General features: G+C 61.6%; 17 protein-coding genes, 1 tRNA gene and 7 pseudogenes. 10 read left to right on the top strand and 15 right to left on the bottom strand.

Features of this window, described 5'->3' with window-relative positions; all coding sequences use genetic code 11:
• Positions 1-34 precede the first annotated feature (34 nt).
• The 3 genes and pseudogenes from HAP54_RS35655 to HAP54_RS35650 form a co-directional block, all read right to left on the bottom strand.
• The gene (locus HAP54_RS35655; RefSeq protein WP_166295117.1) at positions 35-1,168 is read right to left on the bottom strand and encodes a tyrosine-type recombinase/integrase; all 1,134 of its coding nucleotides are present in this window, start codon (positions 1,166-1,168) and stop codon (positions 35-37) included.
• Positions 1,169-1,194: 26 nt separating this feature from the next.
• Positions 1,195-1,356, bottom strand: a pseudogene (locus HAP54_RS52635) (helix-turn-helix domain-containing protein); the annotation flags it as partial.
• On the bottom strand, positions 1,356-1,580 hold the full coding sequence (locus tag HAP54_RS35650; RefSeq protein ID WP_166295115.1) for a hypothetical protein: 225 nt from the start codon (positions 1,578-1,580) through the stop codon (positions 1,356-1,358). The pseudogene HAP54_RS52635 and the gene HAP54_RS35650, both read right to left, overlap by 1 nt.
• 95 nt (positions 1,581-1,675) lie before the next feature.
• Here HAP54_RS35650 and HAP54_RS35645 point away from each other — a divergent pair, with 95 nt between their 5' ends.
• Positions 1,676-2,446: a recombinase family protein gene (locus HAP54_RS35645; RefSeq protein ID WP_414646162.1), complete on the top strand. Its 771-nt coding sequence runs from the start codon at positions 1,676-1,678 to the stop codon at positions 2,444-2,446.
• A 118-nt stretch (positions 2,447-2,564) separates the two neighbouring features.
• Here the strand turns inward: HAP54_RS35645 and HAP54_RS35640 are convergent, their stop codons facing one another.
• Positions 2,565-2,801: a helix-turn-helix domain-containing protein gene (locus HAP54_RS35640; protein ID WP_166295111.1), complete on the bottom strand. Its 237-nt coding sequence runs from the start codon at positions 2,799-2,801 to the stop codon at positions 2,565-2,567.
• Positions 2,802-2,940: 139 nt separating this feature from the next.
• Here HAP54_RS35640 and HAP54_RS35635 point away from each other — a divergent pair, with 139 nt between their 5' ends.
• Positions 2,941-3,759 (top strand): hypothetical protein, encoded by an 819-nt coding sequence (locus tag HAP54_RS35635; protein WP_166295109.1) that lies wholly within the window; start codon positions 2,941-2,943, stop codon positions 3,757-3,759.
• Here the strand turns inward: HAP54_RS35635 and HAP54_RS35630 are convergent.
• The 3 genes and pseudogenes from HAP54_RS35630 to istA form a co-directional block, all read right to left on the bottom strand.
• Positions 3,749-5,155 (bottom strand): integrase catalytic domain-containing protein, encoded by a 1,407-nt coding sequence (locus HAP54_RS35630; RefSeq protein ID WP_166295107.1) that lies wholly within the window; start codon positions 5,153-5,155, stop codon positions 3,749-3,751. The two genes, HAP54_RS35635 and HAP54_RS35630, sit on opposite strands and share 11 nt — an antisense overlap.
• A 329-nt stretch (positions 5,156-5,484) precedes the next feature.
• Positions 5,485-6,327: pseudogene (istB, locus tag HAP54_RS35625) on the bottom strand (IS21-like element helper ATPase IstB); the annotation flags it as partial.
• 8 nt (positions 6,328-6,335) lie between these two features.
• Positions 6,336-7,826, bottom strand: a pseudogene (istA, locus tag HAP54_RS35620) (IS21 family transposase); the annotation flags it as partial.
• A gap of 115 nt (positions 7,827-7,941) precedes the next feature.
• Between istA and HAP54_RS35615 the strand changes: the two are divergent.
• The 6 genes and pseudogenes from HAP54_RS35615 to HAP54_RS35590 all read left to right on the top strand — a co-directional run.
• Positions 7,942-8,088: pseudogene (locus HAP54_RS35615) on the top strand (transposase); the annotation flags it as partial.
• Between the two features lie 65 nt (positions 8,089-8,153).
• Positions 8,154-8,384, top strand: coding sequence for a hypothetical protein (locus tag HAP54_RS35610; RefSeq protein ID WP_166295105.1), 231 nt, complete (start codon positions 8,154-8,156; stop codon positions 8,382-8,384).
• 505 nt (positions 8,385-8,889) lie between these two features.
• Positions 8,890-9,054 carry a hypothetical protein gene (locus HAP54_RS35605; protein WP_166295103.1) on the top strand — a complete coding sequence of 55 codons (165 nt, stop codon included), beginning with the start codon at positions 8,890-8,892 and terminating at the stop codon, positions 9,052-9,054.
• Positions 9,055-9,138: 84 nt separating this feature from the next.
• Positions 9,139-10,302: pseudogene (locus tag HAP54_RS35600) on the top strand (IS3 family transposase).
• 119 nt (positions 10,303-10,421) lie between these two features.
• Positions 10,422-10,856 carry a hypothetical protein gene (locus HAP54_RS35595; RefSeq protein WP_166295101.1) on the top strand — a complete coding sequence of 145 codons (435 nt, stop codon included), beginning with the start codon at positions 10,422-10,424 and terminating at the stop codon, positions 10,854-10,856.
• A complete protein-coding gene (locus tag HAP54_RS35590; protein WP_166295099.1) occupies positions 10,853-11,218 on the top strand; it encodes a DUF1446 domain-containing protein in 366 nt (121 codons plus the stop codon). Before HAP54_RS35595 ends, HAP54_RS35590 begins: the two co-directional genes overlap by 4 nt.
• A 111-nt stretch (positions 11,219-11,329) precedes the next feature.
• Here the strand turns inward: HAP54_RS35590 and HAP54_RS35585 are convergent.
• Positions 11,330-11,568, bottom strand: a pseudogene (locus tag HAP54_RS35585) (carbamoyltransferase C-terminal domain-containing protein); the annotation flags it as partial.
• Here HAP54_RS35585 and HAP54_RS35580 point away from each other — a divergent pair.
• On the top strand, positions 11,543-11,743 hold the full coding sequence (locus tag HAP54_RS35580) for a hypothetical protein (RefSeq protein ID WP_166293430.1): 201 nt from the start codon (positions 11,543-11,545) through the stop codon (positions 11,741-11,743). The pseudogene HAP54_RS35585 and the gene HAP54_RS35580 overlap by 26 nt on opposite strands.
• A 251-nt stretch (positions 11,744-11,994) precedes the next feature.
• On the opposite strand, the gene HAP54_RS35575 is transcribed toward HAP54_RS35580, so the two are convergent.
• The 5 genes from HAP54_RS35575 to HAP54_RS35555 form a co-directional block, all read right to left on the bottom strand.
• Entirely contained in the window at positions 11,995-12,771 is a 777-nt protein-coding gene (locus HAP54_RS35575) for a cyclase family protein (RefSeq protein WP_166295097.1), read from the bottom strand.
• A gap of 471 nt (positions 12,772-13,242) precedes the next feature.
• Positions 13,243-13,319, bottom strand: a tRNA-Pro gene (locus tag HAP54_RS35570).
• Between the two features lie 119 nt (positions 13,320-13,438).
• A complete protein-coding gene (locus tag HAP54_RS35565) occupies positions 13,439-13,918 on the bottom strand; it encodes a DUF192 domain-containing protein (protein ID WP_166295095.1) in 480 nt (159 codons plus the stop codon).
• 197 nt (positions 13,919-14,115) lie between these two features.
• Complete coding sequence (locus tag HAP54_RS35560) at positions 14,116-14,781, bottom strand: cold-shock protein (protein ID WP_166295093.1); 666 nt, start codon at positions 14,779-14,781, stop codon at positions 14,116-14,118.
• Between the two features lie 211 nt (positions 14,782-14,992).
• Positions 14,993-15,754, bottom strand: coding sequence for an SIR2 family NAD-dependent protein deacylase (locus HAP54_RS35555; RefSeq protein ID WP_166295091.1), 762 nt, complete (start codon positions 15,752-15,754; stop codon positions 14,993-14,995).
• Positions 15,755-16,032: 278 nt separating this feature from the next.
• Between HAP54_RS35555 and HAP54_RS35550 the strand changes: the two genes are divergently transcribed.
• The gene (locus tag HAP54_RS35550; RefSeq protein WP_166295089.1) at positions 16,033-16,194 is read left to right on the top strand and encodes a hypothetical protein; all 162 of its coding nucleotides are present in this window, start codon (positions 16,033-16,035) and stop codon (positions 16,192-16,194) included.
• Between the two features lie 150 nt (positions 16,195-16,344).
• Here HAP54_RS35550 and HAP54_RS35545 read toward each other — a convergent pair.
• Together HAP54_RS35545 and HAP54_RS35540 are read right to left on the bottom strand one after the other, a co-directional pair.
• Positions 16,345-16,619 (bottom strand): annotated as a pseudogene (locus HAP54_RS35545) (hypothetical protein).
• 316 nt (positions 16,620-16,935) lie between these two features.
• The gene (locus HAP54_RS35540; protein ID WP_166295087.1) at positions 16,936-17,121 is read right to left on the bottom strand and encodes a hypothetical protein; all 186 of its coding nucleotides are present in this window, start codon (positions 17,119-17,121) and stop codon (positions 16,936-16,938) included.
• Positions 17,122-17,343 lie beyond the last annotated feature (222 nt).

The following is a 17,343-nucleotide window of genomic DNA, read 5'->3' as shown; positions in this document are numbered from 1 at the left end:
CGCCTGTTCAGATATCGTAAATAACATCAGCATCTTAGGCTACCTTGCGGACCTTCCTCCGGGACAAATTCCGGGACTTTGCGATGCGCTCGACGGCGGCGGCGACATCCTCATCAAGCACATGGGCGTAGCGCAGCGTGCTCTTGATGTCGCGATGATTGAGCGCCTTCTGCACCAGCTTGAGATTGCCGCTGTCGCGCAACAGCTTGGTCCCGAAGTCGTGGCGGAAGTCGTGGAAGCGGAAGTCGGCGACACCGGAGCTGGCGCGCATTCGCTGCCATGCGCTCTTGGTGCCGTTGTAGGTCAACTGATAGCGCTGGCCCCTCACCCGGCCCAGCTTGCGGTTGCCGTAAATCGCCACGTAGGTAAAGCAGAACTCGGGGTGCTGCCCCTGCAACGGGAACAGAATCTCCCGGACCTCCGGGGTGATCGGGAACACCACGCGCCGGCCGCCCTTGCCGATGCGGACAATCTGCCTGGTCCCGAAGTTGACCTCGGACCACCGCAGCGTCACGCACTCCCTCAGCCGTATGCCGGAAGCCACCGCGAAGCGGAAGAACGGTTCATAGTCGGCGCGCATGGCGTTATCGAGCGCTACCGCCTCCTCGTCCTGCAGCTCGCGCACCCGCTCCTCTGGCTCGGGCAGGATCAGCTCATCCCATTTCGGCTCGCTCTCGAAGATCGTGCCCTCGGCCTTGGCGAACGAGAACAGCCGCTGCAGGACTTTGGTGGTCGACCGGTTCACGGTCGCATTAGAGATCAGCGGCAATGCCTCTCCCTCCTCCTTCGTCCGCTTGCCGCGACGTGAGACGCGGTGACCGCGGCGCCATGCCACCATGTCCTTGGCGGCCTTGTGATCGATGTCGGTCAGTGGCTTCGACTGGCCGAAGTATCCGATCAGCCGCGCCAGATTGGTCTCGGTGGCCTTCGGGTCGGCGTCGTATTGGGCGCTGTCGTGCCAGAGACGGTCGGCGACGTCATCGATCGCCAGCGACGTCTTGGAGCGCGCCATCGCCTTCACCAACGCCTTGGCCTTTTCCAACTCTAGGGCTTCAAACCGTTCGGCGTCTTTCCGAGCCGTGCATTTCGTCGAGCCGTGAAACCGATGACCGTCGACCTGGAAATCGAACTGGTAGTACGGGGAACGCTTGTCCCGATAGACCGACATTGCGGTGCCTCGCTCTTCTCGCGGAATGCTTGCAGGTCGGCCGGATCGAAACGTAGTCTCGGCCGCTTCTGGCCCAAACCGACATTGATGGCTTTTAGCCTGCCATCGTGCACCAAGTTCCGCAGGTGATCCACCGTCACCCGGAGGTTTTCGGCGGCCTCCTTTGGGGTTAGGAGCGGGGCAGACATCAGGACTTCGCCTTCTTCCGCCGATCCAGCGCGGGCGGCAGGTCCAGCTCGTCATCGAGCGTGGCGGACGGTTTGTCGGCGGCCTGTTCGGCCATGGCACTGACTGCTTCATCCCATCGCCACGCCGGCTTCTTTTTCAGAAGGTTGGTAATCTGATCGGCGAGGTCTTCGGGGACGCCGATGGGGTTTTTTGTAGCCTGTTTTCGATTAAAAAGATCGGACATCCCCGGCTCTCTCCTGGCCCGTTCGTTCAATTCGGGCGACCGCGAGACAATTAGGGAATGGACTGCCCAGAAATAGTCGTCACGGAAAAACTGGCGTGACGATTCCACCGCATCGATTGCGGACCTTTGGGAAATGCGCGATTTTGCGGCGTTTTCCTGGTGTCCGTCCGTATAGTGATCTGAACGCGGGGGACGAAATGGCTGAGCATGCGGGAAAGTGGGTCTCGTACCTCCGGGTCTCGACCGATCGGCAAGGCCAATCCGGGCTTGGATTGGATGCACAGCGCGCAGCGGTACTTGCGTTTCTCAATGGCGGAAAATGGGCGCTCGAAGCCGAGTTCGTCGAGATTGAGAGCGGGCGGCGTAGTGATCGGGCCCAGCTCTCAGCGGCCCTTGCGGCCTGCAAGAAACATCGAGCCAAGCTCGTGGTCGCAAAGCTCGACCGATTGAGCCGAAATGTGGCATTCATCTCGAAGCTCATGGAGTCGGGTGTCGAGTTTGTGGCTGCCGATATGCCGCATGCCAATCGGCTCACCGTTCACATCCTTGCCGCAGTAGCGGAGCATGAACGCGAAGCGATCAGCACCAGGACCAAGGCAGCTTTGGCGGCAGCGAAGGTCCGCGGGACCGTGCTCGGAGGTCCGAAGATTGCAGAAGCCCGTGCTCTCGGGTCTGCTGCTAACAAGACCTCGGCGAACCGCTTTGCGGCAAACATCGTCCCCTTGATCCGTCAAATACAGGAGAGCGGTGTTACCTCTTTGCGAGCCGTTGCGGCAGCACTTTCCGCCCGCGGCGTTCCCACCGCTCGGGGCGGCCGATGGAATGCTGCCCAAGTCGCCAACGTGCTTCGCCGTGCGCCGACGTGATTTCGGAAAATACTGATCGCGGCCACATCGCCACTTTTAGTGAAGAATAGCCGTGCGCGGCGGCTGCACTTTGTCAAAAAGAGTGAGTCTCAAAAGGCCGCCGTCAGTCCCAAATCAGCTATTCCAACCGCAGCGCCCGTATCAGCTTGCAGGGATCGAAGCCGATCGCGTCCGCAACGTCGAGAAGCTCTAGGATATCAAGCCGGCGATCCCCACCCTCGTATTTTGCGACGTACGAACGCGGCTTGCCAAGCCGCTCTGCAACGATCGTTTGGGTCAACCCGGCCGCCCTGCGCTGCTGTTTCAACAGCTCGCAGAGCTTCTTGTGACGCGCGGTGTAAATCGATTTTGGCAATTCGGAAGACCCAGGAGCCCGGGCTTCCGATGAACATCAGGCTGGCAGATTCTCCCAAAATAGAAGAAAATCTCCCTTGCCTCCTTCTGATTGTGCCTTCCCGCGGTGGATTAAACCCGCTTTTTTTTCGCGAGCAGTCATGTTTTTCATCTTGTTCGTTTGGTCCCTTGTCGCGCTGGTCATCGCGAGCGCGGCTTGCCAGCTGGGACGCAGCAGAATCGAGTGGCTTATCCTGGTTTTGGTGCCGACAATGGTCTGCGCCGGCGCCGGGGCAAAGCAAGAGCGGGAACTGAAACCGTACACGCGTCAAACGACCACCGCTCAGCTCACGCCGCCCCAGCAACAATGGGCGCCAGTATCCGCAGATAATGGCGCTGCATTCGCGATCAAGCTCGACACTGTCGGCGGCCCAGAAAAGGGCATTGCCGCCGCGACGATGTGCCAAATCGACGTGGACGGCCATCACTGCGTAGGTGGTGATGATGCATGGGTGTTGAATGCCAAGATATTCTGGTTCGATTGCCGCGGCCATTTTGCCGATGTGACGCATCCAGCCGGAAGCGGATGGCAGGTCGCCCCTCCTTACTCGGTTATCGGTCGCGCCTCTCAGATCGTTTGTGAAAAAGCGGGAGTAGACCAAACTACCAAACCGCATCATGAATCAAACATCCAACCTGATGCGCAGGTACCAACTTCCGTGGCGACGCCGGAATCATCGCTCGGGCCCGTCTCGCTTGGAAATATGCCGATAGACTTCGTCGGAGATTGGTGCTCGCCATTCCGCGACAAAGGCTCGTCGATGTACACGCTGCCCAGTTGGACGGACGGGGGCAAATGCGCCGATATCCTCTCGATCGACAAATACGGATTCTACTTCAACAGCGAAAAAATTCACTGCGAGCCGGTAAACTGTCAATCGGCCTGCAAATTTGACCCCTCGTATTGCCTCAGGAAGTAATGTTACCCGGGATGAAGGTCTCGGTCTCGAGCCGCGGCCAGCTCGGTGGAGAGGCTGTGGGCGGGGCGGAGTGCTCATCACACGCAGCGCCGTCCACAGCCTCGGGCCGTATTTCATCCACGGGCATGGATACGATGGCTATCTCCGCCACCTTCCGCCGGAGGGACCGAAGCAGGCGCTGAACGATCGAATGCTGCTTGTCGCTGAACATCGAAGGATCGATCGTGGCGAGCCTGCCCACGATGGCCAGTGCAGTGAGCTGTGGCTCGACGGCGAGCCAGTTCTCGATGATCGCGAGATGGGGATCGAGCTTCGAGGGCATGCGAATACGCTTTTTATATCGCCGTTTCGGCCGGCGGTGCGTGGCCCGCACTTCGGCGGTGTTTGCCGCCGTGCCGAGCGATCGGGCAAACGAGAGCGGATCAGCCGGCGATACGGTGGGAACCTTCGCAAGACCGCGCTTGCCGATCCGTTCGCCGAGCTCTTCCTGCGCCGTGCGGATCGTGGCAAGCAATTGTATGGGATCGAGAGTCCGATACGTCTGGCGCAGACGGCGCTTGACCGCTGATGGGAGTTTCGGGTGCCCCAGTGCACGTTCGTATGGTGTGGCAGGCGGATGATAGCGTTTGATGATCTTGGCACCCTCGCGGCGCTTCTCTTTGAGCTTGAATGACGGCTGGAAGAAGTTCACCAGCAGGCGCGCCGCCGCGTAGAGACGTGCCATCACGCGGGCCGTCTCGACCCCGTCGAAGCGCCCGTATCCGACGAGCCGCCGGACCACCGCACCGTTCTTCTGCTCCACGAAAGCCTGATCGTTCTTTTTGTAGGCACGTGACCGCGTTACCTCGATCTTCTGTGCTCGGCACCATGGAACGACGACGTCGTTCATGAACGCGCTGTCGTTATCGAAGTCGGCGCCACAGATCACCCACGGGAACAGGCCCTGTGCTCGCGTCATCGCTTCCACGACGAGGCTGCCATCGCGTGTCACCAGGGGCAGGCATTCCGTCCATCCTGTTGCGATGTCCACCATGGTCAAAGTCTGGATAAACGAGCCGGCGACGCTGGTCCCACCGTGCGCGACCATGTCGATCTCGCAAAAGCCTGGCGGCGGGTTTGCCCAGTCATTGAAAGTGCGGATCGGCACCTCGCGTCGAATCGCCGAGTAGAATCCGACTCGCCGCCGGCGCCCCCCAGCAGCCGCAATTTTAACGTCGATCAACATCCGATCGATCGTCGCCGCGCTCAGAGTTGTCAGCAGCGCACGCTCTGCGCTCGTTGGCTTCAGCCGGCCATGCCGCTCGAGTGCGGGCAACAGCACTGGGATCATCGATACGAGGCGCTTACCGCAGACGCGATCGGAGGCTTCCCACAGCGCGATCAGCGCGTCGCGCACGCTGGCGTATTTGCGTCGCCGACTTGTCGCTGGTTCGGTTGGGCTCGTTGCCCCTTCGTCCAGTGGTGGTCTGGGCCTGTCCCTTCCGGCAACCGACAGTGCTCGCACCGCGTGCTTGCGGTGCCAACCCGTCGTTGCTGTCAACTCGTCAAGGATCCGTCCCTTCTCAACTCGTCCAGCCGCACGGTAGCGCCTCGCCACCGCGGCCAACACCTCGCGCCTTGCGCCCATGCTGATCCCGCTCGCCATTGGCGCCACCGACCTGATTCGGTAACGCCGCCCCAGTCATCAGCGGAATTGTTCGGTAACATTTTCGATGAGGCAATGCGCCCCTCATCGGCGTCCAATTTTGACCCCTTCGTGCGGCGGGCTTTGCTGGTAGCGCTCGTCTCGTCGGAGCTGGCCGGGATAGCGGAGGCGAGACGAGCGCGGGTGGCGTGATCGTCGTCTCGGCTCTTGAACCGCCAGCTATCGTTGCCGGTCTCGACAATGTCGCAGTGATGGGTCAATCGGTCGAGCAGCGCTGTGGTCATTTTGGCGTCGCCGAACACGCTCGGCCATTCGCCGAAGGCGAGATTGGTCGTCACGATGACGGAGGCGCGCTCATAGAGCCGGCTGACGAGGTGGAAGAGGAGCTGGCCACCGGACTGGGCGAAGGGCAAATAGCCGAGTTCATCCAGCACGATGAAGTCCATCCGGGTCAGATGCTCGGCGAGCCGTCCTTGCCGTCCGTTGCGGGTCTCGGTCTCGAGGCGATTGACGAGGTCGACTACGTTGAAGAAGCGGCCGCGGGCACCGGATCGGATGCAGCTTCTGGCGATGGCAATGGCCAGGTGGGTCTTGCCTGTGCCGGTGCCGCCAACCAGCACGACATTGCGTTGCTGGGCGATGAAGCCGCCGCTGGCGAGATCATTGACGAGAGTCTGATTGATCGGCGTGCCGTCGAACTGGAAGTCGGCGATGTCCTTGGCAAGCGGCAGCTTGGCAATGGTCAGCTGGTATTTGATCGAGCGGGCCTGCTTCTCGTTGATCTCGGCGTTAAGCAGGTCGCCGACAATGCGCTGAGGTTCGTGCTGGCGCTTGACGGCAGTTGCCATGATCTCGTCGAAGGCAGCCTTCATGCCGTAGAGCTTGAGCTCGCCCATGAGGTCGAAGATTTGGGTTCGTTCCATCAGATGGTCCTCCGGAGGTTGTCGTAGCGGGCACAATCGGCGATCGGTGCATGACGGAGCGTCAGTGCGGCCGGCGTCATGATGTTGGCCGGTGGGGCGGGTTCACGTTGACGGGCCAGGATGTTGAGCACGACATCGGCGGAATGGACGCCATGACCGAGCGCTTCGGCACAGGCCGCTTCCACCGCGGACAGACCGTCAGTCAGCACCGCGGTGAGGATGTCGACCATCTGCCGATTGCCATCGTCGGTGCTGGCAAGCTTGCGCCGGATCCGCTCGATCGCGGCCGGCAGCACCCAGTCTTTGAAGGGAGCGCCGTTGCGCAAGGCACCGGGTTTGCGAGCCAGCACCGGCACATAGTGCCAGGGATCATAGGTCGTCTCGCCGCGGCCAAAGGATCGCGGGTGCTCGGCAACGATGCGTCCATCCTGACGGATCACGATGCGGTCGGCATAAGCCTGGACTTCGACCGGCCGTCCGACTGCGCTGGCTGCGACCGAGTACTTGTTGTTGTCGAAGCGCACCAGGCAGGTCTTCGAGACCGATGCCGTCACCGCATGGAAGCCGTCGAAGCGGCCGGCATAGGGAACGAGCTTGGGACGCTCGGCTTCGAACACTTCCCAGATCGTCTGATCGACCAGCTCCGGGTGGCGATGAGCCTTGGCGTAGGCGATGCATTTGTCGAGCAGCCAGGCGTTTAACTCGTCGAGGTTTTTGAACCGCAGCCGCGGCGTGAAGAAGCGCTCCCGGACCAGCCCGACCTGGTTCTCGACCTGCCCCTTCTCCCAGCCCGACGCCGGCGTGCAGGCGACCGGATCGACCAGATAGTGGCTGCACATCTGCAGGAAGCGGCGATTGTAGAGACGCCCTTTACCGACGAAGATCGTCTCTACGGCGGTCTTCATGTTGTCGTAGATGCCGCGGGTGCAGGTGCCTTTGAACAGAGCGAACGCCCGGTCGTGGGCGTCGAACACCATCTCCTGCGTCTCCCGCGGATAGGCCCGCACGAACAGCATGCGGCTGTGACAGAGCCGGACATGGGCGGCCTTCACCATCACCGTGGTCCCGCTCAGCAAGACCACCTCGTGGCTCCAGTCGAACTGGTAGGCTTCGCCTGGGGCAAAGCTCAGCGGGACATAAGCCGCCGCGGTCGATTGCCCGCGTTCTTTGCTCCACCGCCTGGCGTAACGCCGCACGGCATCGTAACCGCCGTCGTAGCCGCGGCCGCGCAGCTCTTCGAAGATCCGGATCAACGTCAGCTGTTCACGAGCCGATTTGGCCGCGTTCGCCGCCAGCAATCCGTCAAGCTCTACTGCCCATCGTCCCAGCTTTGGCCGCGGCTGCACCTGCCGCTCGTACTCGAAGGAGGTCTCTCCCGACCTCAGCACCTTCCGGACCGTGTTCCGCGACACCTTCAGGTCACGGGCGATCTCCTTGATCGTCTTGCCCTTGATGAAGTGCTCGCGCCGGATCCGGGCAATTGTCTCCACGATCAGCATCCCCCACCACCTGCTTCGTTCCAAAGCAGGCAGCGCAACAGATCAATCTGTAGGGGGTCAATTTTGGACGCCGATCCCCCGGCTTAGGGGGTCAATATTGCAGGCCGAATGACAGGTGGAGCCGGTGTTCGGGCAGATCAAACAGGCAAGAGGCTTCCGCCAGTTCCTGTTGCGGGGCATCGAGAAAGTGCGCGCCGAGTGGACAATGATCTGCACCGTCCATAACCTCCTCAAGCTGTTCAACCTCGCAAACGCAGCCTGAGCCTGCTACTCTACAACAAATGCCCGTCACGAAAACATATCTGGACGGGCTCCTAGGAGGCTGGCATGAGCGGCAGCGGGAAGTTTTACATACGCAACAACTACATCTATGGACCCAAAGATTCCGGAAAGTTCTGGATCGCGAACAATTATATTAACGGTCCACGGAACAGCGGAAAATACTACATCGCACAAAACTACATCCACGGCCCGCATTCGTCAGCCAAGTGGTATATCGCAAATGGTTATCTCTATTGCACGTCCGGCGAAGAGTACCCGCCGTTTATGGCAGACTGAACGTTGCCTCGAACAACTCCGGCTACGGCCCCTCGCCCTAACGATTGCGTTGCGTCCGACTTGGCGCGCGGGCGGTTGCCCCGGTATCGCCGATCAGATTGCGGCTTCGCTTTGAGGAGCCTGCTAAAGGCCGTGTGATGGGAAACCGGGTGCGGTTCGGAGCCCAAGATATCCCGGATCGCGCCGCCGGCTGCGACGCGTTGCCACCGCCTTGGCGTGAGGAGCGAGCCGCTTGTGGAGCGCGGCGTCGTAACGCACCAAGCGAACAGGATCTTCGCTGACGGCCCGGACGAAGCGGTCGCGGCTAGGATCCGCGGCGCACGCCGCCCTGACGGACATACCGGAGTCGATCGAGCCGAGGATTTCTTCGATTACACTTGCTGGATGTTCGGACGGCACCATCGTCAGATTATGAATCTGCGGGCGCTGTTTCGTCAATCTGATATCGTGTCCGCTCTAACAACGGGGGCGATCATCAATGCCGACGCGGGAAGAAAATGTCGAAATGATCGAGAAGCGGTTCGGATGCGAGCCAGATACGCTTTACAAGTCGATCGGCCGCTTCGTGTTCAATTTCTCGAGGTTCGAGGACGTCGTGCGTGGCCGGGTTGTCGACATGATGAGCCTTAACCAACATGGTCGGCTGGTGCTGACAGCAGCGGCCGACTGAGCTGGCCCCGCAAATCTGAACAGTGCGATAAGTGGAGTTTCTGCCTGACGGCGGGCAAGATTGACCCGCGAATCAGGAGAGACGATGAGCAGACGAGCACGGCGGAACCACACTCCGGCTTTCAAGGCGAAGGTGGCGCTTGCCGCCGTCAAGGGTGACCGCACGCTGGCGCAACTAGCGGAGCAGTTCGACGTTCACCCCAATCAGATCACATCGTGGAAGGCCCAGCTCGAAGGGAGCGCTGCCGATGTTTTCGGTCCGGGCGGCGGGAGTCGGATCGCCGAACCCACCGTCGACGTGAAGTCGCTGCATGCCAAGATCGGCGAGTTGACGCCCGTTTATATCCCACAGGGGGCGCGCAGCGCCCGCTCAGTTTTTTAGAAGGAGCGCTCACCAAGGCGGGATTGCTGAGCGCAAAGCGATGATCGACCGTGAACACGATCTGCCGATCGGCAAGCAGGCGGAAGCTCTGAACATCAGCCGCGGCAGCGTCTACTATCTGCCGCGTCCAGTGCCGCCCAAAGACCTCGCGCTGATGCAAAGGCTCGACCGGATGCATCTGGAGTTTCCCTTCGCCGGTTCGCGAATGCTGCGAGGCCTGCTGGCTGCCGAGGGGTGCAAGATCGGCCGCCGGCATGTCAAAACGCTAATGCGGCGGATGGGGATAGAGGCGCTCTATCGCCGTCCGCGCACCACCCAACCCGAGCCCGGCCACAAGATCTATCCGTACCTGCTGCGTGGTATGGAGATCACGCGTCCGAACCAGGTCTGGGCGATGGACATCACCTACATCCCGATGGCGCAAGGCTTCGTCTATCTGGCCGTGGTGCTGGACTGGGCGACCCGCCGGGTTCTGTCGTGGCGGTGTCGATCACCATGGAGGCTGCATTCTGCGTCGCGACACTGGAAGATGCCCTGGCTCGTCACGGCAAACCGGAGATCTTCAACACCGACCAAGGCTCGCAGTTCACCGGCGCGGCGTTCACCGGCGTGCTCACCGACAACGGCATCGCCATCAGTATGGACGGCCGGGGCGCCTGGCGGGACAACGTGTTCGTCGAGCGGCTGTGGCGCAGCGTCAAATACGAGGAGGTTTATCTGCGGGCCTACGAGAGCGTCAGCGAAGCTCGAGCCTCGATCGGCCGATACCTCGACTTTTACAATGGCCGGCGTCCCCACTCGAGCCTTGACCGCGGCGCTCCGGATCAAGCCTACTTCAACTCGCTGCCGCTCCGCATGGCAGCCTAACCACGGCAGACGCTCCACCTATCAACGCGGAAATTCTGTCCAAACAACCGGGGCCAGCTCTGGATGCCGGTGTTTACGGGAGTGAGGTTCTGGCGACAGCTATTCTGATCATTCACGGCTTGGTCGCGGTCGCACTGCTTGGCGCGATAACACACCAGACTTTAGCGGCATGGGGATCGGCGGACGCGCGACCCGGCTCGTTCTTTGGCCGCTTTTGTTCCATACCGTCGGCCTCGTTCGCCAACGCCGTCGTCATCTTGTACGTGGTCTCCGCGCTACTGGGCGCAATCTTGTATCTGCACTTCCGCCTCGATGTCAGGCCTGAACTAGAGCGCGCCGGTCACTGGCATGTCCTCGGCTTCTTCGACCTCAAGGAGCACTTCACGGCCATCGGATTGGCCTTGCTACCCGCTTACTGGGTTTGCTGGCGACAACCGCATGCCGATGAGTTTGCCCAAACACGCACCGCGCTCACCTCGATCCTTGCCTTTATTGTCTGGTGGAGCTTCCTGACCGGTCATTTCGCAAACAACATCATGGGCTTTGGTTCATGACGTCATCGGCCTCGTTCCGCCGCTTTGGATTTGCGTTCGGCACGACATTCGCGGTCCTTTACGTGGTTGCCGTCGCCAAGGATATGGCGCTGTTCACCGTTTTTCCCTCGCTGGGCGTTGTGCTCGCGGGCACGCATCATACACGAGACGTCGCCGACCCCGCGATGGGCTTCCTCGCACCGGCGATCTACTGGTATGGCTGGGCAGCAACGGCCGCGCTCGGGGCATCGACGTTCGGCTTTGTTGCCACGCTTTTGCCCGGGCGGTGGACGCGAGCCTTTTGGCGAGGATGGGTATGGTTGGTTCCCGCGCTCTCGATGATCGCGTGCGTCTATCTCACGCTGCCTTGGTTTCGGCTCTGACGGGGCGCGATTTCCGAATTGGGCCACAAGGCGACATCCCTGCGGCCGCCTGTCCGCTTTACCTCTCGAAAGCGGACATCCCGGATTTATGAGTTAGTTGGAAGATTGTGATCAGCCACCGCGACTGCCGTCCTGCGTGGTCGAGGAGACAATGTTGGCGACGTCGCCGAACGTCGCCATCACGGCGTGACGACCTTGTGCATGGCGGTCTTCGACACCAGCGTGTCGTACAGCACGAAATGGTCGATCCCTGTGGTGAGGAAGCAGCTTACGGCGTCCTCAGGCGTTTCGATGATCGGCTCGCCCTTGACGTTGAACGAGGTGTTGATCAAGACCGGCGGCACGCCGGTCGCGATTGCCTGCGCGATCTCCAAGGAGCGCATCGCTCGCGAGAGGCACGCCTCGGGCTTCAACAAGGAAGTGATCGACAACCGTCCGGCCAAGATAAGCGATCAAGACGCGATATTGCAGACAGAGATCATGTGTGTCGGTTCCGGCGCGCCTGATTTTCTTTTGCGGGCATGATTTTCTTTGAAGTGATGGCCGACCTGGCGCGCGCAAGAAAGAGCCCCGGAAGACGCCGGGGCTCTAGTCACGGGAGAGAACGCTTCGGAGGTCAGGACGCGAGGACGAGCCGCCGGCCCGATCACCCAATGCATCTACGACGTGCATGAAAGCAGATTCGGCTGCCTCAGGCTGTAGCCGTGCCGCAACAACCTGATGGAATGATCGGCTTGTCCACCGGTTCCCTAAACTGGCGGAAACCCCGAAAACGCCTAACCGTCGAGGATCGCGACCGCCCTCGTCCACCCCGCCGAGGCACGCTCGATCTTCACCGGGAAGCACGACACCATGAACCCGGTCGACGGCAACAGCTCCAGATTGTGCAGCTTCTCGATGTGGCAATAGCCGATGTGGCGTCCGGCCTTGTGGCCTTCCCAGATCAGGCTGGCGTCCTTGGTCTCGGCATATTTCTTCGCGGTGAAGACGAACGGCGCGTCCCAGCTCCAGCCGTCGATGCCGGTCAGCCGCACACCGCGCTCGAGCAGATACATCGTCGCCTCGTAGCCCATGCCGCAGCCCGAATTGACGTAATCGGGCTGGCCGTATTTCGCGCCGGCGCTAGTGTTGACGACGACGATCTCGAGCGGCGACAGGGTGTGACCGATGCGCTTTAGCTCGGCCTCGACATCGCCGGCGGTCGCGACGTAGCCATCAGGCAGATGCCGGAAGTCGAGCTTCACGCCCGGCTGAAAGCACCATTCCAGCGGCACTTCATCGATGGTCCAGGACCGCTCGCCGCGGTTCATGGTCGGATGAAAATGCCAGGGCGCATCGAGATGCGTGCCGTTATGGGTGGAGAGCGAGACCTGCTCGACCGCCCAGCCCTGCCCGTCAGGCAGGTCCTCGGCCTTCAATCCATCGAAGAACTGCAGCATGCGCGGCAGCCCTTGCTGGTGGTCGATATATTGAATGGTCGGGTGATTGCCCGGCGGATCGGCCGGAACGTCGTTCTGCAGGGGAACGGAGATATCGATCAGTCTGCGCGCCATGGCCGTTCCTCTCTGATTGTTGTTGTCGAGCTGGGCTAGCTGCCGATCGATACCGCTAAGAACGTCTGCATTCATTTGGCGGTGCTCACACGCCGGCCCCCGATCCAGCAAGCCCTCTCGCCGCCGGGACACTAGCAGGCAACCGGAACGGGACAAGTTGCCGCATCCCGTTCGACCGCCGGGCCCCATCATCTGCTCGTGATGCTGCGCACACCCTGCGGCCTGCCGCAGCGGCAAGGCGCCGCAACGTTGAACCTATTGGTCACCGGGGCGACCCATGGGCACTGGGGATTTCAGGGCCCAGTAATTCGACGGCGCCGTCTGGACGAGCATATTCCGTCCAGGCGGCGTTGTTGCATCAGGCGTACAATTTCGACCCGGGGTTTCCCGCCGCGCGCGCAGGGCCAGCGCGGCACGTTCATGGCGACAAGTTCTTGGCAATTTGCCTTGGGATGATGCCTCGGGATGGGATGGTCGGGGCAGCTGGATTCGAACCAACGACCTGCAGTACCCAAAACTGCCGCGCTACCAGGCTGCGCTATACCCCGACATTTCCGAGAAGCCCCGTGGATACACGCTTCAGCCAGCGCCAGCAAGGCGCCGATGCGGGGCTTGTTGCAGCGAATCGGCACCGGTTTCGGGCCGGAAATCACGTAGTAGCAGAGAGCTAGCGGCCGCCGAACAGCGGATGGGCGACCCGGTCGCCGGGCTGGATGCCGTATTTCTGCGCGGTGCCCCCGATCACTTCGAGGACGCCCTTGGCGAGCCCCCGCGACGGGATGATCTTGGTCGACAGCGGCTCGGTGTTTTCGGCGATCCGCAGGATGCGCCCGTCGGCGCGGATGAAGATCATGTCGAGCGAGATGTAGGTGTTCTTCATCCACATCGACACCTCCTGCTCCGGCGAGAAGTCGAACAGCATGCCTTTGCCGTCCGCGAGCTCCTTGCGGTACATCAGGCCGGTCTCCTTCTCCTGCTCGGTGGTCGCCATTTCGACCGCGAAGACGTGCACCCCTGACTTGGTGACGATCTCAAGCGGCTGGACGCTTGCAGCCTGCGCGGCCGGAGCCAAGAGCGCTCCGAACATGACGACGAGGCCGGCCAGCAGCAACGGGCGAAGCCGCCCTACAACACGATCGAAATGCATCGACAAAACTCGCACCGAGAAGATTTTCCGGCGGACCCTAACCCGATGATTGCGGCAAATGCCAGAGCCCAGGAGGCTCGCCGGCGGCTCACGTTTCCGTCAGGGCGTCCGGCGTCGGCTCCAACTTGCGCTTAACGCGCGATCGCTCCGCGCTTGTCGCGAGGGAAAGCCGCTTCGCACGTCTTGAAGATCACACCTTAGTGCGACGACAGCGCCGACGGGCCGGTCTCCGGGTGGATCTCGGCGGCCATCATGCCCTTGGAGCCGGGCCCGAACCGCACCAGCACATACTGGCCGGGTCGCAGCTCGGTCATGCCGAAGCGGCGCAGCGTCTCCATGTGCACGAAGATGTCGGGCGTGCCCTCGCCGCAGGTCACGAAGCCGAAGCCGCGCAGCCGGTTGAACCACTTGACCTGCGCGCGCTCGAGCCCGCTGGTCGCGGTCACCGTGACATGGGTTCGCGGCGGCAGCATCTGCGCCGGATGGATCGCGGTCGACTCGTCCATCGAGACGATGCGGAAGGCCTGGTAGCCCTTGGCGCGCTGCACGCATTCAACGATCAGGCGTGCGCCCTCATAGGCGGTCTGATAGCCGTCGCGGCGCAGCACCGTCACATGCAGCAGGATGTCAGGCCAGCCATTGTCGGGAACGATGAAGCCGTATCCCTTCGAGGCGTCGAACCATTTGATGACGCCGGAGACTTCGACGAGGTTTGCCGCAGCGTCGCCGAGACCGGAGAAGGCATCCATCGCCGGGTCGCGCGGCGCGCTGCCGCCATACTCGCCTTGTCCAATCCTGCTTTGCCCAACCCCGCCGGTCGGCGGTCCGCCGAGCTTCTTGGACTCAAATCCGTCCGACCCCATGACCCCGGACCCCACACATCAAATGCAAATCGCCGTCGTTGCGGCGCACCCTGTACACGCTGCTCTCCATGACCCACTCACTTGGACACTCATCTGGACGCTGCGCGAATCTCTCAATCAAAAGATAACACTCCCGGTTGCCGGGCATAGCTAAAAATCGATTCTTGCGGGAACTATGAACAGCCTTGCACAGCCGCGAATCAATCGGGCATCAATTGCCTACGAAAGGACCAAGCGTGTCGCCGATGTCGTGGCGGATCACCAGGTCGGCGATGTCGTCCTGATCGGTCGGCTCGTTGTTGATGATCACGAGCCGCGCGCCGCTCTCCTTCGCCATCATCGGAAAGCCTGCGGCGGGCCACACCACCAGCGACGATCCGATCGCCAGGAACAGATCGCACTGCCGAGAGAGTTCCGCCGCGCGGCGCATCGCATCCTCGGGCATCGATTGCCCGAACGAGATGGTCGCGGTCTTCACCGGATCGCCGCAGTCCGCGCAGTCGGGCGCACACCCGGTCTTGTCGAAGTGCAGCTTCACCCACGAGAGGTCGTAGTCCTTGCCGCACCCGATGCAGCGGGCGTAGGTGGTGTTGCCGTGCAGCTCGATGACGTCGTCGGCCTTGAAGCCTGAGGTCTGATGCAGATTGTCGATATTCTGCGTGATGATGCCGGGAACCTTGCCGGCCCGGTAGAGCGAAGCAAGCGCGCGATGCCCGCGACCGGGCTTTGCTGCAGCAAATGTCGGTTCCATCGCGAAGCGGCGGCGCCATGACTCGGCGCGCGCTTCCTGGCTGGCGACGAACTCTTCGAACGGGATCGGCCGGTTGCGGGTCCACAACCCGCCCGGCGAACGGAAGTCCGGAATGCCGCACTCGGTGGAGATGCCCGCCCCGGTGAAGGGCACGATCGATGATGCCTCGGCAATCATGTTGCCGAGTTGCTCGACGCCGCTGCGCAAGTTTTTTGCAATCACTTCTTTTGCAATCATTATTTTTGCAATCACTGGGAACGATTAGGTTGGCCGGTCGCGACTATAGCATGGTCGAAGCGATTGCGAGCTCAACCAGGACGTGAGCGTCAGGCCGCAGCGATGCCGGCTGCGTGGGCGACCTGCTCCGCCGGCGCATCAGTTTCGTCGCTCCTCCGCTGCCTTGGCTTCATCACAATCCTGCAAAGCCTGCTCCGCATTGACGCCCAATTCACTGATGCCAATGCGCGGCGGGGATAGGACCACGACGAAGAGGATGGGTAATGGCCGATCAGGAAGACACCGTCGCGCGCGAGCGCGAGGAGATCGTCGCACGCGTTGCCAGCTTCCGGGCCACGCAGCAGAAGTTCGAGCGCGATCGCCAGGAATATTACGACAACACGCTCGGCAATGTCTGGAGCGGATTTCAGCGCAAGAGCGCTTGATCGCAGCAGCACGCTTGATGTCGCGCGGAAGCGAGCGTGCTCATGGTCCGACGATGCGGGAAGCTGCCGTTGATGCGCCTGCTCGCACGCAATCACGCCATGAGGCGCGATTGAGAAAGCCCGGAGCGGTGTGCTCCGGGCTGATCGCCGTTACCAATAATGGCGGTAGTAATGGTGCCGGTAGTACGGACCCCGATAATAGGCGTAGCCGGGATCGCCGTAGTAGCCGTAACGCGGGCCATAATAATAGCCGGGCCCGTATAGTGTGGGCCGTACGCATACGCTCCGGCCGCGCCCGCGGCGAGCGCACCGGCGGCCAAACCAAAGGCCAGACCAGGACCAATACCGCGCGCCCGCGCCGGCGCGCTGACCATCGTCGCGCCAACGGTCGCAACCGTCGCTAAAACTGCCAATGCCTTTTTCATCGCAACCTCCTCACGTAGGTTCGAAGGGCTAACGTCGGCCCGATGGGACTGTTGCAACAGGAGTGGGTTCCGGGGCGCGCGTTCTGGTTCCGCAGCCATGCGATTGCGCAAAGCTACCATCGGTTAGCGCGGGAACAAAAACACAACCTCAAAGATTATCTTCGGTGGTGAAAGAGGTTGGCATCGATGCCAGTGTGGATGGAACTGCTGCTGAATGTGCTGGGCTTCGCCGGCTTTATCGGCATCGCGATGTATCACAAGCATCCGAACGGGAAATCGCCGGACTGAGCGCCGGCGGCATTGGAGTTCGCCAGTCCTAGTTTGACTTGCGTGGCTCTCCCGCGGTCCGGACCAGCCGGTCCGCCTTCACCAGCACCTTGCCGTTGTCCGGCTGCGGCCGGAGCCAGAAGCTGATCACGACAAACGCCGAACAGAACAGCAAGCCCACCACCATCACTCGCCGGTGGGTCGGTCGGTCAGCGTTGTGGAACGATGGCGTCATGGCTGTCACCTGCAGCCATCCTCGATGCAATCCCAGGTCGTGACAACACGATGCTGCCCTTAACCTAACCAGGTAGGGTTAGCGGTGGCCCGGTATGGTCTGCGACGACGCCCCCTCGCAGGCGGTCTGCGCTGATCCACAGCGATATCCCGCCCTTGTCCGCAGCAAATCCACAGCCCCGGCAGACGCATTTACCCAACAAGATGCGCATCTTGCTGCGCA

The organism is Bradyrhizobium sp. 2S1 (assembly GCF_011516625.5).
GTDB lineage: Bacteria > Pseudomonadota > Alphaproteobacteria > Rhizobiales > Xanthobacteraceae > Bradyrhizobium > Bradyrhizobium septentrionale.
The sequence above is the reverse complement of the archived record's forward strand: the minus strand, read 5'-3'. Positions and strand labels throughout refer to the sequence as shown.